Here is a 25326-nt window from a genome sequence, read left to right on the forward strand (position 1 = left end):
GCCGACTCGTCCTTCCGCCAGGTCGTCGTGGGAGGCCGGGCCGACCCGAGCAGGCGCGGGGCGAGCAGATCCCGGGTGGGCGGGCCTGCGGGGAGAGGGGAGCGTGGGAAGCCTGGTGTGAGGACGTCCTCGACCGACCGGGGCGGCGCGACCGTGTGCCTGCTCGCGATCGGAATGGTGTTCGTGCTGGTCGGGGTGTTCGGCGCCGCGGTCGGGGCGGCCCGGTGCGCCCGGCATCAGGCCCGCAACGCGGCGGACTTCGGTGCGCTGGCCGGTGCCGTGCAGGTGCTCGACGGAGCCGGCGTCGCGTGCGCTCGCGCCGCCGACCTGGTCTCGGCCAACGGCGGCCGGATGACCGGATGCCGGGCTGACGGACTGGACCTGATCGTCACGGCGCGGGTACGCGTCGCCCCGCTGCCGGGGCTGGCCCGGGACGCCGTCGCGACGTCCCGGGCCGGCCCGGCCCGGTCCTGACGGGCGGACGCCAGTGCCGGAACCGAGAGCCGGGCCGGGCCCGAGTGCCGCAGGTCAGCGGGACTGGAGGGCGTCCAGTCCGACCGCCATGGCGATCACCAGCCGACGGTCGATCTGCGGGTGCTGGATCTCCACGTTGTACCGGTCCCGCAGACCCCACTTCCGGTCGACCGAGAACACCGGCTGGCCGCCGGCCATGAAGTCGAAGTGGTACGGCAGCCAGGAGAGCGAGTCGACGAACCGGCGCAGCAGCGCGACCGGCAGGCTGCGCTCCTGCCCGGTGGCGGGCGGCAGGCCGGGCTGCTCGACGTGCCACGTCGAGCGCAGCAGCGACTGGGCGAAGTCCTTGCGGAACAGCCCGATGGGGTTGCCCGCGTGATCGGTCACGTCGTAGGTGGCGCCGAGGTCGAGCCGCTGACGGGCCTTGAAGCCGAGAAGGGGGTACTGCTTGGAGTCGTCGGTGTAGATGGTCACCTGCTCCTTGAAGGCGAGCCGCTTCTGCTGCGCGAACGCGAGCAGCCCACCCTCGGAGCCGTCGGGCGCGACCGAGTGCACCTCGTACTGGTTGACCATCATCCGGAGTCGCTGACGGATGATGAACCGGTGCTGGGCCTGCAGGTTGTCGGGCGACATGGGCTCTCCTTCGAGGGGTCGCCGGAGTCTTGCACAGCGGGCCGACGACCGCTCGCCCGAGCGCACCCACCGCTGCCTGGACGGACGGGCCCGCACGCAGGAGCCGCACGGTGGCATGAGGCGAAGCATGGCGCCGTTGCCGTGACCGGCGCGGGCCGGGACTGCGCGACCGCGCGCCGGAAGTGGAGGCGGGACGCAAGGTCAGCGGCCGCCGTCGACCGTGGCCTTCATCGCCCAGCTGTTCAGCACCTGATGGATGCCGCGCAGACGCTCGTTGATCTGCTCCAGCCGTTCCGCCTGGGCGAGCGTGGCCATCGCGGTGCCCAGCGCTATCTGCTGGTCGGGCGTGAGGTTTTCCTGGTCGATGGTGTAGAGCAGCTCGACGGTCTCGGCGATCGTGTCGGCCACGGCGGCACCTCCGGCGGGACGGGTCTCGGGTCACCTGCGCGCTACCAGAAATGATGCATGGAAGCGCTCCCATGCATCAATGCCCCGACGGCCCTACCCTCATGCACCCGTCCCACCAACCAGACACCTGGGCACCCGCGGAGCCGCACGGCCCAGCTTGATCGACACCAGTTCGGGGAAGTGGCGGGGTCCAGCACCTGTCGATACCGCAACCTCCCCGAAGTGGCGGCGGGCAGCCCCAACCGGCCCGGTGCGGTCAGGCGGGTGGGGCACCGGCCGCCTGAGCTGGGCGGGCCGCCCGGTCGTCCTGCCGGGGCAACACCTCGCCGCGCTCCGGGCCGCCCGAGCCCGGGCCGGTCACCGCCTCCGGGCCGGTCACCGCCTCCGGGCCGGCCACCGCCGCCTCGCCGCCGGCCGTGGCGAGGTTGGTCAGCACCACGTCGAGGACCTTCACCGCCTCCGCCTTGGCCAGCGGGTTGTTGCCGTTGCCGCACTTCGGGGACTGGACGCACGACGGGCACCCGGTCTCGCACCCGCACTCGGCGATCGCGTCCCGGGTGGCGCGCAGCCAGGCGGCGGCGGTGCCGTACGCCCGCTCGGCGAAACCCGCCCCGCCGGGGTGGCCGTCGTAGACGAAGACGGTCGGCGCCTCGGTGTCCGGGTGCAGGGCGGTGGACAGCCCGCCGATGTCCCACCTGTCGCACGTCGCCATCAGCGGCAGCAGGCCGATGGCGGCGTGCTCGGCGGCGTGCAGCGCGCCCGGCACGTCAGCCGCCTCGACACCGGCGGCGGTCAGCGACTCGGGGGAGAGCGTGAACCACACCGCGACGGTGCGCAGCTCCCGCGCGGGCAGGTCCAGCGGGCGGGTGTCGATCACCTCGCCGGTGGCGATGCGCCGCCGCTGGTACGACACCACCTGGCTGGTCACGTCCACCTCGCCGAGGAACAGGCCGACCGGTCCGGCGTCCACGTACGAGCGGACCGACACCACCGACAGCGAGGTGACATCGCGGGCGTGGGTGGACCAGTCCGGCTCCTCGGCGTGCACGAGCGCGCACCCGTCGGTCAGGTCGAGCGAGTCGACCACGTACGAGACGCCCTGGTGCAGGTAGACCGCGCCGGTGTGCAGCAGGAAGTGCGCCGACCCGCCGTCGACGGTGCCGAGCAGCCGGCCGGTGGACTCCTCCACCACGCACACCGGTGCGCCGCCCTCGCCGCGCAGGTCGACCTCGGGGCGTTCCCGGTGCCGCCAGTACCAGCCGGTGGGTCGCTGCCGCAGCGCCCCCGCCTCGACCAGCGAGTCCACCGCCTCCTTCGCGCCCTCCCCGAACAGGTCCAGGTCGGCCGGGGTGAGCGGGGACTCGTGGGCGGCGCAGGCGAGCTGCGGCGCGAGCACGTACGGGTTGGCCGGGTCGAGTACCGTCGCCTCGACCGGTCGCCCGAACAGCGCCTCCGGGTGGTGCACCAGGTAGGTGTCGAGCGGGTCGTCCCGGGCCACCAGCACGGCGAGCGCCTCGTCGCCGGAGCGCCCGGCCCGCCCGGCCTGCTGCCACAGCGACGCGCGGGTGCCGGGCCAGCCGCAGATCAGTACCGCGTCCAGCCCGACCAGGTCGACGCCGAGTTCGAGCGCGTTGGTGGAGGCGAGGCCGAGCAGGTCGCCGTGCAGCAGCGCCCGTTCCAGCTCGCGGCGCTCCTCGCGCAGGTAGCCGGCCCGGTAGGCGGCCACCCGGTCGCCCAGCCCGGGTACCGCCTCGTCGAGCGACCGCCGGGCGTTCGCGGCGACCACCTCGGCGCCCCGGCGGGACCGCACGAACGCGAGCGTGCGTACCCCCTCGACCACGCTGTCGGCGAGCAGGTCGGCGGTCTCCCGCAGCGCGGAGCGCCGGACCTGGACGAGGTCGGCGTCGACGGACGACTCGGTGGGCGGCAGCAGCGGCGGCTCCCAGAGCGCGAACGTCACCCCGCCGCGCGGCGACGTGTCCTCGGTGACGGCGGTGACCGGCAGGCCGGTGAGCCGCCCGGCCGCCGTCGCCGGGTCACCCGAGGTTGCGGAGGCCAGCAGAAAGACGGGGGTACGCCCGAAGCGCGCGCACTGCCGCCGTAACCGCCGCAGTACGTGCGCGACGTGTGAGCCGAAGACGCCCCGGTAGGTGTGGCACTCGTCGACCACCACGTACGCGAGGCGGCGCAGGAACCCGGACCAGTGGGCGTGCCCGGGCAGGATGCCGTGGTGCAGCATGTCCGGGTTGGTCAGCACGAACCGGGAGTGCCGGCGGATCCACTCCCGCTCGGCGCGCGGAGTGTCCCCGTCGTAGGTGGCGGGGCGTACCCCGTCGAGTTCGAGACCGGCGACGGCGCGGAGCTGGTCGGCGGCGAGCGCCTTGGTCGGCGCCAGGTAGAGGACCGTGGCGCGCGGGTCGGCGAGCAGCGTGCTCAGCGCGGGAAGCTGGTACGCCAGGGACTTGCCGGACGCCGTGCCGGTGGCGACCACCACGTGCCGGCCCGCGTACGCCAGCTCGGCGGCCTCGGCCTGGTGCCGCCACGGGGCGGTGACGCCGCGCCGCGCGAACGCCGCCCGCAGTTCCTCCGGTGCCCAGCCGGGCCACCCGACGGGCTCGCCGGCGCGGGCCGGGACGCGTTCGACGTGGGTGACCGGGTCGGTGGGGTGACGCAGCCGCAGCCGGCGCAGCAGCTCGCCCGGCGCACGCCGCGGGCCGGGGCTGTGGTCGGTCACGTCCTGCACTCTCGCACTGGTGTTCGGAATTGGGAACCGCAGGGTGGGGGTATGGGGAGGGCGTGGCCGGTGACCGAGGGGGCCGCACGGGGAGATGGTTAGATGCCCAGGAGAGTTTACCGAGGAGGGACCGATGGAGCTGTCGCTGGCGACCCGCGCCGTGGGGGAGCACACGGTGCTCGAGGTCGGTGGTGAGGTGGATGTCTACACCGCCCCCCGCCTGCGGGAACGGCTCCTGGAGCTGATCGACGGCGGGGCCCGCCACGTGGTGGTCGACCTCGGCCGGGTGGACTTCCTCGACTCGACCGGTCTGGGTGTGCTCGTGGGCGCGCTCAAGCGGCTGCGCTCGGCCGGTGGCTCCTTCGCGCTGGTCTGCGACAAGGAGCCGCTGCTCAAGATCTTCCGGATCACCGCCCTGGACCAGGTCTTCCCGCTGCATCCGACGGTCGACGCGGCCATCGCCGCCGACTCCACCGGCGCGTGATGGCGACCGTCAAGCTGTCCTTCTCTCCGGCCCCGGTGCACGTGCGCACCGCCCGCCTGGTCGGCGTCGCGGTGGCCCGGCGGGCCGGCGTACGCGAGGACCTGCTGGACGAGGTGCGCCTGGCCATCGGTGAGGCGTGCACCCGGGCGGTCGCGCTGCACCGGCAGTACGGCCTGGCCGACCCGGTGTACGTGGAGATGTCCGACGGCGGCGGCTACACGGTCCGGGTGGTGGACCGGGCCCCGATCGAGGCGGGCCTCGGCCTGGCCGCGCTCGGCCCGGACGAGCTGGCCAAGGAGTCGCTCAGCGAGGACGCGCTCACCACCGGGGTGGGCTTCGCGCTGCTCGCCGGTTTCGTGGAGGATCTCCAGGTCCGTCCGGTCGACGACGGCGTCGGCACCGAGGTACGGATGTCCTGGCCGGCCGGCCGCGCCTGACCCGAAACGCACACGCAGGCCGCGCTCCCCGAAGGGGGAGCGCGGCCTCGTCGTATTGGCCGCGCCATATATCAGATTTCTTCGCATAACACAGTTACGAAGATCATCGAGACACGGTGCCCCCTCGGTGTGACCTCCGCCACGCCAGAGGGCTACAGTACGCGGGTTGTCAGCAAGTGATCCCGTCCCGTAGCCAGCGGGAACGGGAGTTCATCGCTGGTCCGCCGGAGTGGGTCGGCGCGCGCTTGCGAGTCCGCATCCAGGCGTCGGCCCGTGCGTCTCCACAGGTCGGCGCGAGTTGTTCGGTACAGGAGGACATAGATGTCCGGGACCTTGGCCGCCGACGGCGGCGCACTGTCCCTTACCGGAGCCAACGTGACGTACGTCGTCATCGCCGCGGTCATCGCGCTGGTGGCGCTCGTCTTCGCGGCCGCCCTCACCAGGGCGGTCCTGGCGGCCGGTAAGGGAACCACCAACATGCAGGAGATCTCCGGCGCGGTGCAGGAGGGCGCGTCGGCGTACCTGCTGCGGCAGTTCCGCACGCTGGCGATCTTCGTGGTGATCGCCGTCGTGCTGCTCTTCCTGCTGCCGGTGCACGACACCGACGGCAACGAAACGCTCGTGAAGGCCGGCCGCTCGGCGTTCTTCGTGGTGGGTGCGCTGTTCAGCGCGTTCATCGGCGGCGCCGGCATGTGGCTGGCCACCCGCGCCAACCTGCGGGTGGCGGCGGCCGCGCGGGAGCGGGAAGGTGGCCGCGAGGCCGCCATGAAGATCGCCTTCCGCACCGGCGGCGTGGTCGGCTTCCTCACCGTCGGCCTCGGCCTGTTCGGTGCGGCGCTGGTCGTGCTGATCTTCCGGGGTGACGCCCCGACCGTGCTGGAGGGCTTCGGCTTCGGCGCCGCGCTGCTCGCCATGTTCATGCGGGTCGGCGGCGGCATCTTCACCAAGGCCGCCGACGTCGGCGCCGACCTGGTCGGCAAGGTCGAGCAGGGCATCCCGGAGGACGACCCGCGCAACGCCGCCACCATCGCCGACAACGTGGGCGACAACGTCGGCGACTGCGCCGGCATGGCCGCCGACCTGTTCGAGTCGTACGCGGTCACGCTCGTCGCGGCGCTGATCCTCGGCCGGGCCGCGTTCGGCGAGACCGGCCTGGTCTTCCCGCTGATCATCTCCACCATCGGCGTGCTGGTCGCGATCGTCGGCGTCTTCATCACCCGGCTGCGCGCCAGCGACCGCAACGGCCTGACCGCGATCAACCGGGCCTTCTACCTGTCCGCGCTGATCGCCGCGGTGCTCGTCGCGATCGCCGCGTTCGCGTACCTGCCGGCCACGTTCGCCGAGCTGGAGGGCGGGCTGACCGACGTCGACCGCAACCCGCGGCTGGTCGCCATCGGCGCGGTCGTGATCGGTATCGTGCTGGCCGCCGCGATCCAGGCGCTGACCGGCTACTTCACCGAGACCAACCGGCGCCCGGTGCAGGACATCGGCAAGAGCTCGCAGACCGGCCCGGCCACCGTCATCCTCGCCGGCATCAGCGTCGGCCTGGAGTCGGCCGTCTACTCGGCGCTGCTGATCGGCGCCGGCGTCTTCGGCGCGTTCCTGCTCGGCGGCAGCTCGATCACGCTGTCCCTGTTCGCGGTCGCGCTGGCCGGCACCGGCCTGCTCACCACCGTCGGCGTCATCGTCGCGATGGACACGTTCGGCCCGATCTCCGACAACGCGCAGGGCGTGGCCGAGATGTCCGGCGACATCGACGAGCACGGCGCGCGGACGCTCACCGAGCTGGACGCCGTCGGCAACACCACCAAGGCGATCACCAAGGGCATCGCGATCGCCACGGCGGTGCTGGCCGCCACCGCGCTGTTCGGCTCGTACACCGACACGCTTCGCTCGGCGTACGAGGACGCGGGCGTAGGCGACGTCGGGACCGAGATCCTCAACTCGCTCAACGTGTCCAACCCGCGCAACCTGGTCGGCCTGATCATCGGCGCGGCGGTGGTCTTCCTCTTCTCCGGCCTGGCCATCAACGCGGTCTCCCGCTCGGCCGGCGCCGTGGTGATGGAGGTACGCCGCCAGTTCCGCGAGCTGCCCGGCATCATGGACCGCACCCAGCGGCCCGAGTACGGCAAGGTCGTGGACATCTGCACCCGGGACGCGCAGCGCGAGCTGATGACCCCCGGCCTGCTGGCCATCCTGGCCCCGATCGCTGTCGGCTTCGGCCTCGGCCCGGGCGCGCTGGCCGCGTACCTGGCCGGCGCGATCGGCGCGGGCACGCTGATGGCGGTGTTCCTGGCCAACTCCGGTGGCGCCTGGGACAACGCCAAGAAGCTGGTGGAGGACGGCGCGTACGGCGGCAAGGGCTCCGACGCGCACTCCGCCACAGTCATCGGCGACACCGTCGGTGACCCGTTCAAGGACACCGCCGGCCCGGCGATCAACCCGCTGATCAAGGTGATGAACCTGGTCTCGCTGCTGATCGCCCCGGCCGTGGTGGCCTGGAGCGTGGGCGACGACAAGAACCCGGCGCTGCGCATCACGATCGCCGTGGTGGCCGCGCTGATCATCGCGGCCGCAGTGGTGTTCAGCAAGCGCAAGGGTGTGGCGATGACCGACGAGGACAGCGGGGCCGGCACCCCGGACCAGCGTCCGGAGACGGTGAACGCCTGATCGCACGCGACGGTTCCCGGCCGGCCCCGGCCGGCCGGGAACCCCGTGCCCGGCAAACCTGACCGGTGGCGGTTCCGCCCGGAGGTCGTACGCTGCATCGCATGCGTACGCGCCGGGCGGCAACCGCCGGAAAGCTCACGGTGGTCCTGGCCACGCTGGTCCTCGTGGTCGCCGGATGCGGCGGCGGTCCCAACCCCCGGGTCTGGGCCGCGTCGGTGTGCCAGGCGCTCACCCCGTGGCGCGCGGAGATCTCCAAACTGACCAGCAGCACGCAGCAGCAGATGACCGCGCAGACCACGCCGGCGCAGGCCAAGGAGAACCTGGTCCGGCTCTTCGCCGGTGCCGAGCAGGCCAGCGAGACGGCCCGGCGCAAGGTCGAGGAGGCGGGCGTGCCCGAGGCCGAACGCGGCGCCGAGGTGTCCGCCGGGTTCCTCGGGTCGCTGAGCAAGATGCGTGACGCGTACGGCCGGGCCCGGTCCGCCATCGACCGGCTCGACACCGCCCAGGCCGGTCCGTTCTACGACGGCGTGCGCGCCGCCGTGGGCACGCTCAACAAGGAGTACGACGCGAGCGCGCTGGACACCAGCAAACTCAACTCGACCGAGCTGAAAGAGGCCTTCGACGAGGTCCCGGAGTGTCGCTGACCCCTCCCACCCCGAAACCGGCCCGCCAGCCCTCGCTGTTCTCCACCGAGGCGGCCGATCCCGCGCTGGCGGACCTCGCCGGCCTGCTCGCCGGGCCGGGTGAGGTGGGGCGGATGGGCGGCACGGCCCGGATCTCCGTGGTGGTCGACGCCGCCTGGCGGGTGCACGTGCTGGTGGCCGAGCTGGGCGCCCGGGGTGTGCCGGCGAGCTGGGAGCCGACCGAGGATGGGCGGCACCGGGTGCGCACCGCGTACACGAGCATGCTGGCGCCGCTCGCGCGGGCCTGGCTGCGCGGCGCGGTGAAGCGGCCACCGGCCCGTTTCCACCTGGACGGGCGGCGGCTGCGGCTCTGGGCGGCCGCCGCCGGCACGGCCGAGCCGGCCGGATTCCGGCTGCGGCTCGGACCGGCCGACGAGCAGTCCTGGCCGGTGGTCCGCGCCGCGCTGGCGGCGGTGGGTCTGCCGGCCGCGTTCGTGGAGCCGGACGAGGGCGGGCCCGCGTTCCGGATCGGCGGACGGCGGATGTCGCGGCTCGCCGAGCTGGTGGGGGAACGGCCGGCGACGGCGCCGGTGGCGGACTGGCCGGGCTCTCGGGGCTGACCGCCGCTGTCCGAAGCCGGACACCCGGGGAGGGCTCCGCCGGGGGTACGCGATCGTCACAGTGACCCGCCTGTCGCCCTACCCACGGTGTACCGTGACGCCGTCCGGCAGGGTGCGGCCGGCGGTCGCCGGGAGGGCGGCCCGTTTGCCGCCCACGAAACCCGGAACGCGGACGGCGCGTTACGTTGGACATCCGGACCGCCTGTGGTCCGGGTGGCGCAACACGGCCCGAAGCGGGCATGGCGTAGGAGTGAGGTCGGGGAGAGACGTGCCGAGCAACGCTGGAACCACCCGTCTGGTCATCGTCGAGTCACCGGCGAAGGCCAAGACGATCTCGGGCTACCTCGGCCCGGGGTACGTCGTGGAGGCCAGCTTCGGCCACGTCCGGGACCTGCCCCGCAACGCCGCCGACGTCCCGGCGAAGTACAAGGGTGAGCCCTGGGCGCGCCTCGGCGTCGACGTCGACAACGGCTTCCACGCCCTCTACGTGGTCTCGCCCGACCGTAAGCAGCAGATCAGCAAGCTGGTGAAGCTGGCCAAGGAGGTCGACGAGATCTTCCTGGCGACGGATGAGGACCGCGAGGGCGAGGCCATCGCCTGGCACCTGGTGGAGACGCTCAAGCCCAAGGTGCCGGTCAAGCGGATGGTCTTCCACGAGATCACCAAGCCGGCCATCCAGGCCGCCGTGGCGAACCCCCGGGAGATCGACCGCGACCTGGTCGACGCCCAGGAGGCGCGGCGCATCCTCGACCGCCTCTACGGCTACGAGGTCTCGCCGGTGCTGTGGAAGAAGGTCATGCCGAAGCTGTCGGCGGGCCGGGTGCAGTCGGTGGCGACGCGCATCGTGGTCGAGCGGGAGCGCCAGCGGATGGCGTTCCGCACCGCCGAGTACTGGGACATCCTGGCCACGCTCGCCGTGGCGAAGCCGGGCGAGGGCCCGCGGACGTTCAACGCCACGCTCGTCGCGCTCAACGGTGACCGGATCGCCACCGGCAAGGACTTCGAGCCGACCACGGGTCGCGTTCGCGCCGGTGCGGGTGTCGTCCACCTCGACGAGGGCGGGGCCCGAGGGCTGGCGGCCCGCCTGGCCGACCAGCCGTTCACCGTCACCCGGGTCGAGGAGAAGCCCTACCGCCGCCGCCCGTACGCGCCGTTCATCACCTCCACGCTCCAGCAGGAGGCGGCCCGCAAGATGCGGTTCTCGTCGCAGCAGACGATGCGCACCGCGCAGCGCCTGTACGAGAACGGCTACATCACCTACATGCGTACCGACTCGGTGAACCTGTCCGAGACGGCCATCGCGGCCGCCCGTCGGCAGATCGTCGAGCTGTACGGCGAGCGCAGCGTGCCGCCGGAGCCGCGCCGCTACACCGGCAAGGTGAAGAACGCGCAGGAGGCGCACGAGGCGATCCGTCCCGCCGGCGACAACTTCCGCACCCCGGGCGAGGTGGCCAAGGAGCTGTCCGCCGAGGAGTTCAAGCTCTACGAGCTGATCTGGCGGCGCACCATCGCCTCGCAGATGACCGACGCGGTCGGCTCCAGCGTGTCGGTGCGCATCCGCGCCGTCTCCTCCGCGCAGGAGGAGGCCGACTTCGGCGCGACCGGCAAGACCATCACCGACCCGGGCTTCCTGCGCGCGTACGTCGAGTCCAGCGACGACGAGAACGCCGAGGCCGAGGACGCCGAGCGGCGGCTGCCCACGCTGGTCAAGGACCAGCCGCTGACCGCCGACGAGCTGGCCGCGCAGGGCCACCACACCCAGCCGCCCTCCCGCTACACCGAGGCGTCGCTGGTCAAGGCGCTCGAAGAGCTGGGCATCGGGCGGCCCTCCACGTACGCGTCGATCATGCAGACGATCCAGGACCGCGGGTACGTGGTGAAGCGCGGCCAGGCGATGATCCCGTCGTTCCTGGCGTTCGCGGTGATCGGGCTGATGGAGCGGCACTACCCGCGCCTGATCGACTACGACTTCACCGCCAGCATGGAGAACGAGCTGGACGAGATCGCCGGTGGTGACCACGCCGCCGTCGACTTCCTCACCTCCTTCTACTTCGGCAGCACCAACGGCACCGGCGACCAGGCCATCGCGCACGCCGGTGGCCTGAAGAAGCTGGTCACCGAGAACCTCAGCGAGATCGACGCGCGCAGCGTCAACTCCATCCCGCTGTTCACCGACGACGAGGGCCGCGAGGTCGTCGTCCGGGTCGGCCGTTACGGGCCGTACCTCCAGCGGGCGCTGCCCGGCGAGCAGCAGGCGCCGACGCCGGCACCGGCGGCCCCGGGTGAGGGCGAGGAGAGCGGCTCGCAGGGTGACCGGGCGCCGATCCCGGAGGGCCTGGCGCCCGACGAGCTGACCCCGGAGAAGGTGCACGAGCTGTTCCTCGGCGGCGGCGGTGAGCGCAAGCTCGGCGACGACCCGTCGACCGGCGAGCCGATCGTGCTCAAGTCCGGCCGGTTCGGCCCGTACGTGGCCAGCGGCGAGCGCAAGTCGTCGCTGCTGCGCTCGCAGACGCCGGACAGCCTGACCCTGGAGCAGGCGTTGCAGCTGCTGCGCCTGCCCCGGCTGATCGGCGTGGCCCCGGACGGCGTCGAGGTGTTCGCCAACAACGGCCGCTACGGCCCGTACGTCAAGCGCGGTGACGAGTTCCGTTCGCTGGACTCGGAAGACAAGATGTTCACCGTCACGCTGGACGAGGCGCTGGCGTTGCTCGCCGCCCCGAAGACGCGTCAGCGCCGGGCCGCCGCGCCGCCGCTGCGGGAGATGGGCAACGACCCGCTCACCGAGAAGCCGCTGGTGATCAAGGACGGGCGCTTCGGGCCGTACGTGACCGACGGCGAGTTCAACGCGTCGCTGCGGCGCGGGCAGACGCCGGAGGAGCTGACGCTGGAGCAGGCGTCGGAGATGCTGGCCGAGAAGCGCGCGAAGGGCCCGGCGCCGAAGAAGAAGGCAGCGAAGAAGGCCGCCCCGGCCAAGAAGACGACGGCGGCGAAGAAGACCACGGCGGCCAAGAAGACCACGGCCGCCAAGAAGGCTCCCGCGAAGAAGGCCGCCCCCAAGAAGGCGACCTCAACCCCGAACGAGTGATCTTGGAAGGAAAGGGCCCTCATGGAGGCCGTTTCCTTCCAAGATCTGGTGGTTGTCCACAGGGGCGGCGGAAGGGCCGCGTCGGGGGCACCGTGGGTGGGTGGGGAACTCCTGGGCGGGGATGCGGCGGGCGCTGCCGTCGGATGACGCGGACGAACTGACCTGGCTGCTCTTCCGGCAGGAGGACGTGCTCAGCCTTCAGCAGGCACGAGCGCATCTCACGCGTAGGGCGATCCGCCACCGGGTGACGACCGGCCGGTGGCGACAGGCGCATCGCGCGGTTCTCGTCGCGCACAACGGCCCGGTCGGTCCCGCGCAACTCCGGTGGATCGCGGTGCTGGCGGCCGGGCCCACCGCGCTGCTGGGCGGCATGACCGCGGCTCAGGCGGGCGGGCTGCGCGGGTTTTCTGAACGGGTGGTCCACCTGCTTCTGCCAGCCACGACCCGTCGATCACCGCTGCCGGCCGGTGTGCTGGCGCACCGGACGACCCACCTGCCCGATTCCGACGTGGTGCCGGTCGCGGCGCCGCCCCGGACGGCGGCGGCCCGGTCGATCGTCGACGCCGCGCAGTGGGCACCGACCGACACCAGGGCCCGTGCGATCGTCGCGGCTGCCTTCCAGCAGCGTCTGGTGGGTGGCGACGACGTGCACGAGGTGGTGGAGCGGATGCCCCGGGTCCGCCGACGACGGCTGATCCTGTCCACCGCCACGGATGCGGCCGGGGGTGCGCACTCCCTGGGCGAACTCGACCTGCTCGGTCTCGTCCGCCGTGCCGGCCTGCCCGAACCGAGCCGTCAGGTGGTCCGCCGGGATTCCGCCGGCCGGCGGCGCTACCTCGACGCGTACTTCGAGCAGTGGCGGGTGCACGTCGAGGTGGACGGCGGGCAGCATCTCGATCCGGCACACGCCTGGGCGGACATGCGGCGGCAGAACGACCTGTGGGTCGAGGGCGACCGTGTTCTCCGGTTCCCCGCCTGGGTCCTGCGCGCCCGTCCCGAAGAGGTGATCGCCCAACTCCGCGCCGCCCTGCGGGCGGCCGGCTGGCCGGGGTGACCGCCAGCCGAGATCTTGGAAGAAAACGGCCCCGATAAGGGCCCTTTCCTTCCAAGATCCTCAAGCGCCCAGGACCTGCGTCAGGTAGGGGTTCTGGAAAAGGTTGTGGGGGTCGAGGCGGGCGCGGACGGACTGGAAGTCCGCGAATCTCGGGTAGGCGCTCGCGAGGGACTCGGCGGTGCGCCAGTGCAGCTTGCCCCAGTGCGGCCGGCCGCCCAACTCGGTCGCCACCTGCTCGAACGCGCGGAAGTACGGCTCGTACGGCATGCCCACGTACTGGTGCACGGCGATGTACGCCGAGTCCCGCCCGTACGAGTGGGACAGCCAGATGTCGTCGGCGGCGGTGAACCGCACCTCGACCGGGAACAGCACCTTGAACGGCAGCCGGTCCACGATCCGGCGCAGCTCGGCCAGCGCGGTGGGCAGCGCCTCGCGTGGCAGGCCGTACTCCATCTCCACGAAGCGGACCCGGCGCGGTGTGCAGAACACCCGGTCGGAGCGGCCGGTGTAGGTGCGTTCGGTGAGCGCGCGGGCGGAGACGGCGCTGATCCGGGGTGCGAGGGCGGGTACGGCGCGGCCGAGGCGGCAGGCGCCGGCGAAGACGGTGTTGGAGAGGAACTCGTCGTCCAGCCAGCCGCGCCAGCGGGGCAGCGGCCGGTCGTCGGCGGGTACCCGGTCGTTTGTCTTGACCTGCACCCGGTCGGTGTAGGGGAACCAGTAGAACTCGGCGTGGTCGTGCGCGTCGTACAGGCCGGGCAGGTCGTCGAGTACCTCGGCGAGCGGGGCCGGGCGTTCGTGCGCGCGCAGCACGAAGGCGTCCACGCAGCGCAGCGTGACCTCGACCAGCACGCCCACCGCGCCGAGCCCGACCCGGGCGGCGTCGAAGACGTCGCGGTTCTCCTCGGCCGAGCAGCGCAGCACCTCGCCGGTGCCGGTGACCAGCGTCAGCCCGGCCACGAAGGTGGACAGGCAGCCCAGCTTCGCCCCGGTGCCGTGGGTGCCTGTGGAGAGCGCACCGGCGATGGTCTGGGCGTCGATGTCGCCGAGGTTCGGCATCGCGAGGCCGTGCCCGGCGAGCAGATCGTTGAGCGTGTGCAACGTCATCCCGGCCGGTACGGTGACCAGGCGGCGCGCCACGTCGACTGTGACGTCGGTCTCCAGCTCGGCGAGGTCGATCCGGTGCCCGTCGGCGACGGCGGTGGCGGTGAACGAGTGGCCGCTGCCGGTGGCCCGGACGGTCCGGCCCGCCGCGGCGGCCTGGCGGACCGCCTCGACGACGTCGGAGACGCTACGCGGGCGCACGGTGAGGAGCGCGGTGCTGTGCTGGTTGCCGGCCCAGTTGGACCAGGTGGCGGTGGTACCGGTCATCGCGGCCACTCCTCGACATGAATATGAACTGAATTCATATCAGGAACGTTGTGCCTGGTAAATACCGCAATCGAGCCCGGCTCGTTGTACCGGTAGTCACAGACTCGTGACGTGCAGATATGTTCATCCGTCGAAGGGGGGTGGCGCCGAGTGTCCACACCAGCCGCCACGACCGGGCCGCTGCGTCGAGTACCGGTGCAGGGCCGAAGTGTCGCGCGGGTCCAGCGGATGCTGGACGCCTGCGCCGAGCTCGTCGACGAGGTGGGGTACGAAGGGCTGACCACGACCCTGCTCGCCGAGCGTGCCGAGGTGGCGATCGGGTCGGTCTACCAGTTCTTTCCGGACAAGCGGGCGATCGTGCAGGCACTGACCCTGCGCACCATGGAGTCCTACCTCCAGCGGCTCGACGAGCGGTTCTCCTCGGACGACCTGACCCACTGGTGGGACGGGGTCGACGCGGCGATCGACGAGTACATCTCGATGCACCGCACCGTTCCCGGCTTCCGTACCCTGCACTTCGGCGACGTGGTCGACCTGCACCTGCTGGACGACCAGCGGGACAACAACGGGGTCATCGCGGAGCAGCTCGCCCGCGTACTCACCGAGCGTTTCGGCCTCGCCGGGGTGCCCGACCTGCGGTTCCACCTGGAGGTCGCGGTGGAGGCCGCTGATGCCCTGATCAAGCTGGCCTTCCGCCGCCGCACCGACGGCGACGAGCGGGTGCTGGTCGAGGCGAAGGCGCTCATCCGGGAGTACCTGCACCGGCAGGTGAACGCCCCCACGGAGGTTGCCCACCAGGGCTGAGCGGCACGTTGAACGGCGGGTTCCCGAGAGTGCGTCGGGACCCGCCGTCGTCACGTGGTGGGGCAGAGCCGCGGGCGGCTCAGAGGAACGCGTGCCCCTCGCCCCGGTAGGTCGGCACGGTGGCGACCACCGCGTCCCCCTCGACCAGGTGCACCTCGTTGACGTGCTCGCACAGCTCGCCCGCCTTGGCGTGGCGGAACCACACCCGGTCGCCGACGCGCAGGCCGTCGGCGGCCTTCCCGGCCAGCGGGGTCTGCACCTCGCCGGCGCCCTCCGCGCCGAGCAGCTTCAGCCCGTCCGGCAGCCACGGCCGGGGCAGCCGGCTGGTCGCCGCCTGGCCGGAGGCGATCCAGCCGCCACCGAGCACCGTCGCCAGCCCGGGCGCCGGGCGGCGGACCACCGCGCAGGCGAAGAACGCCGCCGGGGTGGGCCGCCAGGCACGGTACGCGTCGAACAGCGTCGGCCCGTACAGGCCGGAGCCCGCGGTGACCTCGGTGACCGCGGGGTCCGCGCTGGTGGCGGCCACGCTGCCGGTGCCGCCGCCGTTGACGAACTCCAGGTCGGCGTGCTCGCGGACGGCGCCGACCGCGGCCGAGCGGCGGGCCAGCAGTTCCCGGTACGACCCGCGCTGCGCGACCCGGATCGCCGAGCCGAGCATCGCCTGTCCGGGTGGCGCGTCGCCGAGGCCGGCGATCTGTGCCTCGTACGACATCAGGCCGACCAGCCGGAAGCCCGGCCGGCCGGCGACGGCGGCGGCGAGCGCGCCGGCCGCCGTCGCGCTGTGTACCGGGGAGCGGCGCACGCCGACGTGCACCCGGCCTCCCAGCGGGCGCCAGGAGGCGTCCAGGTCGAGGCAGACCCGCAGCGCGGGGCGGCCCGCGGGCGGGCACACCCGGTCGATCAGGTCGAGCTGTGCGGTGTCGTCGACCATCAGCGTCACCGCGTCGGCGAGCGCCGGGTCGGCGGCCAGGTCGGCGAGGCCGCCCCGGTGGGCCGTCGGGTACGCCACGAGCACGTCGTCGCTGACCCCGGAGCGGACCAGCCAGAGCGCCTCGGGCAGCGTGAAGGCCATCACGCCGTGCCAGCCGGGCCGCTTGAGCGCCCGGGTCAGCAGCTCGCGGACGCGTACCGACTTGCTCGCCACGCGCAGCGGCTTGCCGCCGGACCGGCCGACGAGCGCCTCGGCGTTGGCGTCGAACGCGGTGAGGTCGACCACCGCGTACGGCGGGTCGAGGTGAGCGGTCGCCCGGTCGAGACGATCGCGAAGTTTGTCACGGTCGATGGCCACGTCTGCACGCTAACTGTCTGGACGGCAATGCGAAATACCCTCGCGTCTGTCCGGGCTGCGGGCGGTGGTCCCGGCGGCCTAGGCTCGGCGAGCAGGTGAATGTCGCGGGGGACGACCCCTCCTGCGCGACTAGAGTGTTCCACCGGGGATGCCCAGACCTGGGCCGGCACGTGGAGGTACGGCCATCGAAAGCCAGAACAACGGCGAGTCGCCCGGCGTGTCGTCCGGGACAGCCGCCGACCACTCGGGCGTCGCCGCCATCCGGTCGGTGCTGCGCATCCGGCCGTTCCGCAGGCTGTGGATCGTGCTCAGCGCCGCCTCCTTCGGCGACTGGCTCGGCCTGCTCGCCACCGCGCTGTTCGCCGCCTCCCAGGTCTCCGGCAGCACCGCCCAGGGCGCCGCGTTCGGTGGCGTGACCGCGATCCGGCTGCTCCCGGCGCTGGTGCTCGGCCCGGTGGCGGGCGTGCTCGCCGACCGGTTCGACCGCCGGTGGACCATGGTCATCTGCGACCTGCTGCGCTTCGTGCTGTTCGCCTCGATCCCGCTGTACGCGCTCACCGGCGCCGCGGGCGGGCTGGTGGTCGGCTGGGCGCTGATCGCCACGTTCCTGATCGAGTCGATCACCCTGCTGTGGATCCCGGCCAAGGAGGCGGCGGTCCCCAACCTCATCCCGCGTACCCGGCTGGAGGCGGCGAACCAGCTCACGCTGATCACCACGTACGGCCTGACGCCGGTCGCGGCGGCCGTCGCCCTGGCCGTGCTGACCCGCGGCCTGCCCGGCGCGTTCGGCGGCGACCTGCCGAACTGGGCCGAACCGGCCCAGCTCGCGCTCTGGTTCAACGCCTTCTCCCGGCTGGCCACCGCGCTCGTGGTGGCGTTCGGGATCAAGGAGATCAGCGAGGCCCAGCGCGGCGAGGCGGAGCGCACCGAGCAGAGCATGTTCCGGCAGTTCTCCGAGGGCTGGAAATACATCGGCCAGACCCCGCTCGTCCGCGGCCTGGTGCTGGGCATCTTCGGCGCGTTCGCCGGCGGCGGGATCGTGGTCGGCACGGGCAAGTTCTTCGCCAACTCGCTCGGCGCCGGTGACGCCGCGTTCTCGCTGCTCTTCGGCGCGATCTTCGTCGGTCTGGCGCTCGGCATCGGGCTCGGGCCGATGATCGTGCGGGACATGTCCCGCCGCCGCTGGTTCGGCATGAGCATCGTGCTCGCCAGCGCCTCGGTGCTGGTGCTCGCCTTCGCCATCCACCTGTCCATGGCCATCCTCGGCGCGATCCTGGTCGGCGCGGGCGCCGGCATGGCGTTCCTGGCCGGCACCACGCTGCTCGGCGGCGAGGTGGCCGACGAGGTGCGCGGCCGGGTGTTCGCGGTGGTGCAGATCGGCACCCGGCTGGTGCTGATCCTGGCCATCGCGCTCAGCAGCCTCCTGGTCGGCGTCGGCAGCTCCCGCCAGCTCACCATCGCCGACCTGGGCATCTCCATCTCCTCCACCCGCTTGCTGCTGCTCGCCGCCGGCGCGGCCGGCATCATCGCCGGCATCAGCGCGTTCGGGCAGATGGACGACAAGAAGGGCGTACCGGTCCTCGCCGACCTCTGGGGATCGATCCGGGGCCGCCCGCTGATGCCGGCCGAGCCGTTCGTCTCCAGCGGCCTGTTCGTGGTCTTCGAGGGCGGCGAGGGCGCCGGCAAGTCCACCCAGCTCGCCGAGCTGGCCGAGCGGCTGCGCGCGCAGGGCCGCGACGTGGTGGTCACCCGCGAGCCGGGCGCCACACCGGTCGGCAAGCGGATCCGCTCCCTGGTGCTCGGCACCAACCCCGGCGAGGCGCCGTCGCCGCGCGCCGAGGCGCTGCTCTACGCCGCCGACCGGGCGCACCACGTGGCCACTGTCGTCCGCCCGGCGCTCGTGCGCGGCGCTGTGGTGATCAGCGACCGGTACGTCGACTCGTCGCTCGCCTACCAGGGCGCCGGCCGGACGCTGCCGGTGGACGAGGTCTCCTGGCTCTCCTCCTGGGCCACCGGCGGCCTCAAGCCCGACCTGGTGGTGCTGCTCGACGTCGAGCCGCGGACCGGCCTGAGCCGGGTCGAGGACCGCAACGAGGGCACCGACCGGCTGGAGGCCGAGTCGCTGACGTTCCACGAGCGGGTCCGGTACGCCTTCCTCGACCTCGCCGCCGGTGACCCGAAGCGATACCTGGTGCTCGACGCGTCCCGCCCGATCGACGAGACCGCCGACGCGGTCGCCCGCCGGGTGGGCGAGCTGCTCACCGATCCGGCCGGCATCGTGCACCCCCGTCCGGCGCAGGGCCCGGACACCTCGGTCCAGCCCGAGTTATCCGACGCGGAGCTGGTGACGATGGAGCAACCCCGACGATGACCGACGTCTTCGGCGATCTGGTCGGGCAGGACGAGGCGGTGGCCATGCTGCGGCGGGCCGCCGCCTCGGCCGCCGCCCTGCTGCGCGCGCCGGTGACGTCCCCCGCGGGCGGGCACGACGACCTCGACGCGCTCGCCGAGGAGCACGACGGCGACCCGGGCCCGGCTGCGCCGGCCGACCCGGGCGGCGGCATGACCCACGCCTGGATCTTCACCGGGCCGCCCGGATCGGGCCGCTCGGTGGCCGCCCGCGCGTTCGCCGCCGCGCTGGAGTGCGTGCACGGCACCGGGTGCGGCACCTGCCCCGGGTGCCACACCACGCTCGCCGGCACCCACGCGGACGTCCGCCTCGTGGTGCCCGAGGGCCTGTCCATCGGCGTCGGCGAGATGCGCGCGCTGGTGCTGCGGGCGGCCAGCGCGCCGTCCGGCGGCCGGTGGCAGATCGTGATCATCGAGGACGCCGACCGGCTCACCGAGGCCGCCGGCAACGCGCTGCTCAAGGCGATCGAGGAGCCGCCGCCGCGTACCGTCTTCCTGCTCTGCGCCCCGTCCACCCACCCGGACGACATCTCCGTGACCATCCGGTCGCGCTGCCGCGTCGTACCCCTGCGGCAGCCGCCGCCGGCAGCGGTGGCCGAGGTGCTGGTCCGCCGCGACGGCGTCGCGCCGGACGTGGCCGAGTGGGCCGCCGCGGCGGCGCAGGGGCACGTGGGCCGGGCCCGGCGGCTGGCCCGCGACCCGGAGGCCCGGCAGCGGCGTGACGCGGTGCTGGCCGTACCGCGTCGGCTGACCGGCGTGGGCGCGGCGTTCGACGCGGCCTCGGCGCTCATCGAGGCCGCCGAGGCGGAGGCCGCCGCGTCCGTCGCGGAGATCGACGAGGCGGAGCGTACGGCGTTGCAGACCGCGCTCGGCGCGGGCGGCACCGGCCGGGGCGCGGCCGGCGCCATGCGCGGCGCGGCCGGTCAGCTCAAGGATCTGGAGAAGCGGCAGAAGTCGCGTGCCACCCGTGCCCAGCGGGACGCGCTCGACCGCGCCCTGGTCGACCTGGCCGGGTTCTACCGGGACGCGCTCACCATGGCGTGGCGGGCGCCGGTCGCCCCGGTGCACACCGACACGGCGTCGCTCGCCGGTGCGGGCGCGCAGAAGTGGGACGCCGAGGGCTCGCTGCGCCGCCTGGAGGCGGTGCTGGAGTGCCGCGCGGCGATCGAGGCCAACGTCAAGCCGCGGATCGCGGTGGAGGCGATGATGCTGGCCCTCTGGCGCGGCTGAGCCGGGCACTTTCCGCACTGTCCACAGGGCATCGACACGCGCGATTGGCGTGCGGTACGGTCCGGTGATGCCGCGGTGACCGAGGCGGCACGCTCAGTGAGGGTCGGGCCGACCGGCCGGGAGGAGTCCGCCGATGCCGCGGGGCGAGATCGACGAGGCCTGGATCGAGGAGGCGGTGCGGCGCTACCGCCGGATCGAGAACCTGCAGGCCGAGTTCGACCAGGCGGTCGCGACGGTCGAGGTCACCGTCCGCTCACCCGACGGGCTCGTCGAGGTGGTGGTGACCGCCGGCGGGCGCATCACCGACGTGCGTTTCCTCGGCCCGCTGCACCACCGCAGCCCGCGCGACGTGGCCGGTTCGGTGCAGGCCGCCGTCACCGCCGCCGCCGACGCGGCGCAGTGGGCGCGGGAGAAGCTGCACAACGAGACCTTCGCGGCGTACCGGCCGCTGGCGGGGGCCTGACATGGAGACGCTGCGTGCCCTGGCCGCCCGTCTCGACGAGGCCGGCGCGACCCTCGCCACCCTGTCCCGCACGGTGACCGCCACCGACCCGCCGCATCCCGCGTTCGGCGCGCACGCCGCCGGCCGCCCCGGTGAGGTGGGCCGTGCGCTGCACCGCCAGTGGACAGTGGCCACTGCCGACCGGGCGCGCGAGGCGCAGGCCGCCGCCGTCCGGCTGGCCGCCGCAGCGGCGGCGCTGCGCAGCGCCGCCGACCGTTACGCCGCCGCCGACGACGCGGTCGCCCGGCGGCTGGCCCGGGAGGCCTGATGGACGCGCTCGACCGCCTCGCCGAGCCGGGGCTCGACCTGCTCGGCCGCGTCGACACGCTGCTGGCCGCCGGCGCGCCCGAGGGGCACCGGCTCTGGCCGCTGCTGCGCCGCATGCAGGTGCTTCCCGGCGCGGCCGTGCGCGAGTTCCTCGACCTGCATCCCGCGCCGCTGACCGGCGCCGGCCACGCGGTGCGCCGGCTCGTCCGGGGGTACGACGACACCTGCGCGCTGCTGGCCGACCAGGTCGCCTGGTCCGGCGCTGCCGCGTCGGCGTACGACGAGGCACGTGCCGCCCTGATGCGGCACCTGGACGAGGGGCCGGACAGCCTGGTCGGGCGGCTGGAGTCGACAGCGGGCTACGCCGACGCGCTGGCCGGCTGGGTGGAGGGCAGCCGGGCGGCGCTGGCCCGGGCGCTGGCCGAGGTGCTGGGCTCGGCCGAGGCGGTCGCGGTGCACGCGGCGACGCGGCCCGGCGCCGAGGCCGGACGGGCCGGGGCGTCGGCGGCGGCCGAGATCGCGACGAGGGTCCTGGGTGTGCTCGGGGTGGCCTACGACGGCGCGGAGACGCTGCTGCGCCAGTGGGGGCCGAGCCTGGCCGAGACGCCGTGGCGGGACCGCGCCACCACCGCTCCGCGCTACGGCGGCACCACCCGGATCGGCTACTGACGGTCCACGGCGCCGCGCACCGGACCGGCCGTGGCCGGGTGACGGCGGCGGCGCCGTGGCCTTCCCCTGCACCCCCCGCAGGTATGCCTTCACTCAACGCGCCCGGGCGGTGTTTGTCAGGGGCCCGCCGGAGATTCAGCCGTCCGGGCGAGGCGATGGGGCCGGTTCGGCCGGGTCGAGGTCGATGATCGCTGCGGTGGGTGACCGGGCGGCGACAGGTGCGCCGTGCGGCGGTCGTCGATCCGCGTAGGGTGTGGCGTATGGGCATGCTCTGCGCGGTCAGCTTCAACCGGTACGGGCGCCTCTACTACCTCGACCCGGGCGAGCTGCGCCCGCAGGTGGGCGACCGGGTGCTGGTGCCCACCGACGAGGGGCCCGAGGTGGCCGAGTGCGTGTGGGCCGCGCAGTGGGTCAGCGAGGACACCGACAGCTTCCCGAAGCTCGCAGGGATCGCCGGCGACGACGACCTGCGCCGCGACGAGATGCTGCGCCGGCGCAAGGCCGAGGCGAAGGTCGCCGCCAAGCGGCTGATCCGCGAACACGGCCTGCCGATGAAGGTGGTCGCCGTGGACCACGTCCTGGCCACGCCGGAGAACGGCAGTGACCGCACCACCATCTACTTCACCGCGCCGCACCGCGTCGACTTCCGCTCGCTGGTCCGCGACCTGGGCGCCACGCTGCACTGCCGAGTCGAGCTGCGGCAGCTGTCCGCCCGCGACTCCGCCCGGGTGCAGGGCGGCATCGGTTCCTGCGGGCGCGACCTGTGCTGCGCCACGTTCCTCACCGACTTCGAGCCGGTGACCATCCGGATGGCGAAGGACCAGGACCTGCCGCTCAACCCGCTGCGCATCTCCGGGGCGTGCGGGCGGCTGATGTGCTGCCTGAAGTACGAGCACCCGCTGTACCAGAAGTTCCAGGAGTCGGCCCCGGCGGTCGGCAGCCGGGTGTCCACTCCGCAGGGCGAGGGCAAGGTGGTCGGCCACAGTGTTCCGCGCGACGCGGTCACGGTCCGGCTGGACGCCGACGGCTCCCGCTCGATGTGCTCCCGCGCGTCGGTGTGCGGCCCGAGGCAGGCCCACGACCAGCACTACCCCCAGCCCTGACCGTCCCCCTCCCCACCGTTTCCCCGTTGATCATGAAGTTAGCGGTCGAAATGGTGATCGAATTCGCCGTTAACTTCATGATCGACGGGGTGGGGGCCGGGGTCAGCGGATGACGATGGGGGGTTCGGCCAGGCGGGGGGTCAGCGGGGTCTTCGGGGTCAGCCAGGAGGCGGTGGGGGACTGGTCGGGGTTCAGCTGCCAGTCGTGCGACACCTTGTCCACGGCGATCGGGTAGATCGTCAGCGTGCCGTTCGGGTCGATCCGGAACCGCAGGAACGCCTTCGAGTCCTCGATGCCCTGCGCCGCGAACAACTCGTTCAGGTTGACCCCGAACGCGCCCGCCACCAGCAGGTAGAGCGCCACGAGCTGGCTGGCGACCAGCCCGCTCAGCGGCCCGTAGAGCACCACCGCGGCGACCGCCGGCAGCGGCCACGGCCAGTCGTAGAACGGCAGCTGCAACCAGACCCACGTGCCGCCGGCGGCGAGCGCCACCTGGGCCAGCCCGTGCGCCACCCCGAGGATCCAGTGCCGGGCGTGCCGTTTCCCGCCCGCCGTGGGCGGCTTGGCGAAGAACACCGCGCCCATCATCGCCACCACCAGCATGATCGCCAGCGGCACGCTGAACAGCCGCTGCTCGGTGGTGCCCACCTGCTGCACCGCCACCCCGGCCATGGCCAGCATCAGCAGCGTGTGCAGCGTGCCGAGCAGCGTCGTGAAGCCCGGGTTGCGGAACGGCAGCCGGGCGAAGATCCCCCAGCCGTACCGGCGGGAGCGCGCCTTGTCCGGATAGCGCGCAGCCAGGTCGTACTCCCGGGTGTTGCTGGCCCGCCGGGTCAGCGTGTCACGCGGCGGCACCTCCAGCTTCTCCGGCAGCCGGTGCGTGGGGTAGAGGTAGGCGCCGCCGCCGCCGCACGTGATGAGCTGCCGGTCCGTCCCGGCATAGCGGGCGTAGTGGTGCAGGTCGCCGGAGACCAGCACCCGTACCTGCGCCCCGGTCGGCGCGACGAGGGTACGGATGAAGTAGTCGATCGAGTCGTACGCGTTGGGGTGGTCGACGGCCTTGACCCACGTCGGCGCCGGCACCGCCAGGATCACCTTGGATTCCGGGGTGAGCTTGCGGGCCACCTCGTCGAAGTAGGTGAGCTGCGGGTCGTCCAGGTACGAGCCGGACTGGTCGTCGAGGCCGAGCAGCCACCAGCCGGCCGGCAGCTCGACGGCGAAGTACGAGCGGGACTGGCCGGTGCCCCAGCCGGCGAAGTGCCGGTCCCGGGTACGCACGAACAGGCGCAGGAACGCGGTCAGGCCGTCGTACCAGTCGTGGTTGCCGGGCACTGCGAACAGCTTCGGCTGCTCCGGCGGGGCAACAGGCAGCGCCGCCTGGTACGGACCCTTGCACCGGTCCTCGTACGCCTCGTAGCCCGCCGCGGGATAGACCTGGTCGCCGCCCATTACCAGCGTCTGTGCGCGGGGAAGGGTGTGCCCGTCCACTGTCAGCTCCGGCTGGGCGAGCAGGTACGCCACCGAGTACGTGGCGTCGAAGCCGTCACCCAGGTCGGCCACGTAGTCGAGCCAGAGCCCACCGTCCGGCCCGACCTGCCGGAACGTGCCGTCGCTGAACGCGTTCTGCAACTCGCGCTTGTCCAGGTACGCCCCGAACAGCATGGCCAGCAACGTACGCAGGCCGGTGCTGATCAGGAGCAGTGGCGCGAGCCAGGGCACCGGCCGGCGGGGGGTGAAACCCAGCTCCCGGGGGTCGATGCTGCGGGGGCGGCGGGTGGCACGCTCGCCGGGACGCGCCTCGGGAGCCGGTGGTCGCGGCGGTTCGTCGGTCACCCGCCGCAGGGTAGTCCGGACCGGGCGCGAAGTCTCTCCCGTACCGGGGCGGATGTGGTCGGGTGTCCGGCTTCGGAGGCGGGGGATCCGGTTCGGCTTCCGGTCGGGCGTGCCGTACACTTGGCGGTCGTTGCCGCCTTAGCTCAGTCGGCTAGAGCGACGCACTCGTAATGCGTAGGTCGACGGTTCGATTCCGTCAGGCGGCTCGGTACAGAAGCCCAGGTCATCGACCTGGGCTTCGCCGTTTCCCGAGGGCGATCGCCCCTCCGCCGACGGGTGCCGGTCCGTAAATCGTCCGCGCCGCGGCTGCTTCGGCCGGCCGGGCCAGCCGGCGGCAGCCGCCCAGGCCAGCAGTACGCCCATGGTCAGGCCAGGCGGCAGGTACCAGAACGTGAGGAAGCCGGCCGGTGGCGTCAACGGCAGTGCCGCGATGAGCGCCCACGCGACGCGGCGTGGCAGCACACCGCGACGCAGCCCCTGCAGCCCGCACCAGACGGTGCCCGCCAGCGCCGTCAGCAGGGCCACGAGGTCGAACATCCACCCGTATCCGGGGCTGTTGTACTCCAGGCCGATCGCGATGGCCGCGGCGAGGAGCCCGTATCTCGTGAGGCGCCGAGGCGTCGCGGTGGCG

General features: G+C 73.1%; 21 protein-coding genes and 1 tRNA gene. 16 read left to right on the forward strand and 6 right to left on the reverse strand.

What is annotated here, in order from left to right; all coding sequences use genetic code 11:
* Nucleotides 1-27 precede the first annotated feature (27 nt).
* Nucleotides 28-474: an Rv3654c family TadE-like protein gene (locus ML5_RS02105; RefSeq protein ID WP_369752215.1), complete on the forward strand. Its 447-nt coding sequence runs from the start codon at nucleotides 28-30 to the stop codon at nucleotides 472-474.
* 54 nt (nucleotides 475-528) lie between these two features.
* On the opposite strand, the gene ML5_RS02110 is transcribed toward ML5_RS02105, so the two are convergent.
* The 3 genes from ML5_RS02110 to ML5_RS02120 all read right to left on the reverse strand — a co-directional run bounded on the left by ML5_RS02110 (nucleotide 529) and on the right by ML5_RS02120 (nucleotide 4291).
* Nucleotides 529-1107 carry a hypothetical protein gene (locus ML5_RS02110; protein WP_013283646.1) on the reverse strand — a complete coding sequence of 193 codons (579 nt, stop codon included), beginning with the start codon at nucleotides 1105-1107 and terminating at the stop codon, nucleotides 529-531.
* A gap of 201 nt (nucleotides 1108-1308) precedes the next feature.
* The gene (locus ML5_RS02115; RefSeq protein ID WP_013283647.1) at nucleotides 1309-1515 is read right to left on the reverse strand and encodes a hypothetical protein; all 207 of its coding nucleotides are present in this window, start codon (nucleotides 1513-1515) and stop codon (nucleotides 1309-1311) included.
* Between the two features lie 256 nt (nucleotides 1516-1771).
* On the reverse strand, nucleotides 1772-4291 hold the full coding sequence (locus ML5_RS02120) for a DEAD/DEAH box helicase (RefSeq protein ID WP_369752217.1): 2520 nt from the start codon (nucleotides 4289-4291) through the stop codon (nucleotides 1772-1774).
* A 91-nt stretch (nucleotides 4292-4382) separates the two neighbouring features.
* Here ML5_RS02120 and ML5_RS02125 point away from each other — a divergent pair, with 91 nt between their 5' ends.
* The 7 genes from ML5_RS02125 to ML5_RS02155 all read left to right on the forward strand — a co-directional run bounded on the left by ML5_RS02125 (nucleotide 4383) and on the right by ML5_RS02155 (nucleotide 13222).
* On the forward strand, nucleotides 4383-4733 hold the full coding sequence (locus ML5_RS02125) for an STAS domain-containing protein (RefSeq protein ID WP_013283649.1): 351 nt from the start codon (nucleotides 4383-4385) through the stop codon (nucleotides 4731-4733).
* Nucleotides 4733-5170 (forward strand): ATP-binding protein, encoded by a 438-nt coding sequence (locus tag ML5_RS02130; RefSeq protein WP_013283650.1) that lies wholly within the window; start codon nucleotides 4733-4735, stop codon nucleotides 5168-5170. The genes ML5_RS02125 and ML5_RS02130 overlap by 1 nt, the downstream gene beginning before the upstream one ends.
* A 321-nt stretch (nucleotides 5171-5491) precedes the next feature.
* Nucleotides 5492-7840, forward strand: a complete 2349-nt coding sequence (locus ML5_RS02135; protein WP_013283651.1) for a sodium-translocating pyrophosphatase — start codon at nucleotides 5492-5494, stop codon at nucleotides 7838-7840.
* A 101-nt stretch (nucleotides 7841-7941) separates the two neighbouring features.
* Complete coding sequence (locus ML5_RS02140; protein ID WP_013473582.1) at nucleotides 7942-8484, forward strand: hypothetical protein; 543 nt, start codon at nucleotides 7942-7944, stop codon at nucleotides 8482-8484.
* Entirely contained in the window at nucleotides 8475-9083 is a 609-nt protein-coding gene (locus ML5_RS02145) for a hypothetical protein (protein ID WP_013473583.1), read from the forward strand. The genes ML5_RS02140 and ML5_RS02145 overlap by 10 nt, the downstream gene beginning before the upstream one ends.
* Before the next feature lie 268 nt (nucleotides 9084-9351).
* Nucleotides 9352-12168, forward strand: coding sequence for a type I DNA topoisomerase (gene topA, locus ML5_RS02150; protein ID WP_013473584.1), 2817 nt, complete (start codon nucleotides 9352-9354; stop codon nucleotides 12166-12168).
* 100 nt (nucleotides 12169-12268) lie between these two features.
* Nucleotides 12269-13222 (forward strand): DUF559 domain-containing protein, encoded by a 954-nt coding sequence (locus ML5_RS02155; RefSeq protein ID WP_236619345.1) that lies wholly within the window; start codon nucleotides 12269-12271, stop codon nucleotides 13220-13222.
* 60 nt (nucleotides 13223-13282) lie between these two features.
* Here ML5_RS02155 and ML5_RS02160 read toward each other — a convergent pair whose 3' ends face one another.
* Nucleotides 13283-14599 carry a D-arabinono-1,4-lactone oxidase gene (locus ML5_RS02160; RefSeq protein ID WP_041784052.1) on the reverse strand — a complete coding sequence of 439 codons (1317 nt, stop codon included), beginning with the start codon at nucleotides 14597-14599 and terminating at the stop codon, nucleotides 13283-13285.
* 219 nt (nucleotides 14600-14818) lie between these two features.
* Between ML5_RS02160 and ML5_RS02165 the strand changes: the two genes are divergently transcribed.
* The gene (locus ML5_RS02165) at nucleotides 14819-15394 is read left to right on the forward strand and encodes a TetR family transcriptional regulator (protein ID WP_013473587.1); all 576 of its coding nucleotides are present in this window, start codon (nucleotides 14819-14821) and stop codon (nucleotides 15392-15394) included.
* 79 nt (nucleotides 15395-15473) lie between these two features.
* On the opposite strand, the gene ML5_RS02170 is transcribed toward ML5_RS02165, so the two are convergent.
* The gene (locus ML5_RS02170) at nucleotides 15474-16682 is read right to left on the reverse strand and encodes an amino acid deaminase/aldolase (protein ID WP_013473588.1); all 1209 of its coding nucleotides are present in this window, start codon (nucleotides 16680-16682) and stop codon (nucleotides 15474-15476) included.
* A 148-nt stretch (nucleotides 16683-16830) separates the two neighbouring features.
* Between ML5_RS02170 and tmk the strand changes: the two genes are divergently transcribed.
* The 6 genes from tmk (at nucleotide 16831) to ML5_RS02200 (ending at nucleotide 22862) form a co-directional block, all read left to right on the forward strand.
* Entirely contained in the window at nucleotides 16831-19053 is a 2223-nt protein-coding gene (gene tmk, locus ML5_RS02175; RefSeq protein WP_255348692.1) for a dTMP kinase, read from the forward strand.
* On the forward strand, nucleotides 19050-20321 hold the full coding sequence (locus ML5_RS02180) for a DNA polymerase III subunit delta' (protein ID WP_013473590.1): 1272 nt from the start codon (nucleotides 19050-19052) through the stop codon (nucleotides 20319-20321). Before tmk ends, ML5_RS02180 begins: the two co-directional genes overlap by 4 nt.
* A 133-nt stretch (nucleotides 20322-20454) precedes the next feature.
* Nucleotides 20455-20784: a YbaB/EbfC family nucleoid-associated protein gene (locus ML5_RS02185; RefSeq protein ID WP_013473591.1), complete on the forward strand. Its 330-nt coding sequence runs from the start codon at nucleotides 20455-20457 to the stop codon at nucleotides 20782-20784.
* A gap of 1 nt (nucleotide 20785) precedes the next feature.
* Complete coding sequence (locus ML5_RS02190) at nucleotides 20786-21091, forward strand: hypothetical protein (RefSeq protein ID WP_013283662.1); 306 nt, start codon at nucleotides 20786-20788, stop codon at nucleotides 21089-21091.
* Nucleotides 21091-21759 (forward strand): hypothetical protein, encoded by a 669-nt coding sequence (locus tag ML5_RS02195; protein WP_013473592.1) that lies wholly within the window; start codon nucleotides 21091-21093, stop codon nucleotides 21757-21759. Before ML5_RS02190 ends, ML5_RS02195 begins: the two co-directional genes overlap by 1 nt.
* Nucleotides 21760-22019: 260 nt before the next feature.
* Nucleotides 22020-22862: a regulatory iron-sulfur-containing complex subunit RicT gene (locus ML5_RS02200; RefSeq protein ID WP_013473593.1), complete on the forward strand. Its 843-nt coding sequence runs from the start codon at nucleotides 22020-22022 to the stop codon at nucleotides 22860-22862.
* Nucleotides 22863-22964: 102 nt separating this feature from the next.
* Here ML5_RS02200 and ML5_RS02205 read toward each other — a convergent pair whose 3' ends face one another.
* Nucleotides 22965-24695: a metallophosphoesterase gene (locus ML5_RS02205; RefSeq protein ID WP_013473594.1), complete on the reverse strand. Its 1731-nt coding sequence runs from the start codon at nucleotides 24693-24695 to the stop codon at nucleotides 22965-22967.
* A gap of 132 nt (nucleotides 24696-24827) precedes the next feature.
* On the opposite strand from ML5_RS02205, the gene ML5_RS02210 reads away from it, so the two are divergent.
* Nucleotides 24828-24901, forward strand: a tRNA-Thr gene (locus ML5_RS02210).
* The last annotated feature ends 425 nt before the right edge of the window (nucleotides 24902-25326 follow it).

The sequence above is a fragment of the Micromonospora sp. L5 genome (assembly GCF_000177655.2).
GTDB lineage: Bacteria > Actinomycetota > Actinomycetes > Mycobacteriales > Micromonosporaceae > Micromonospora > Micromonospora aurantiaca.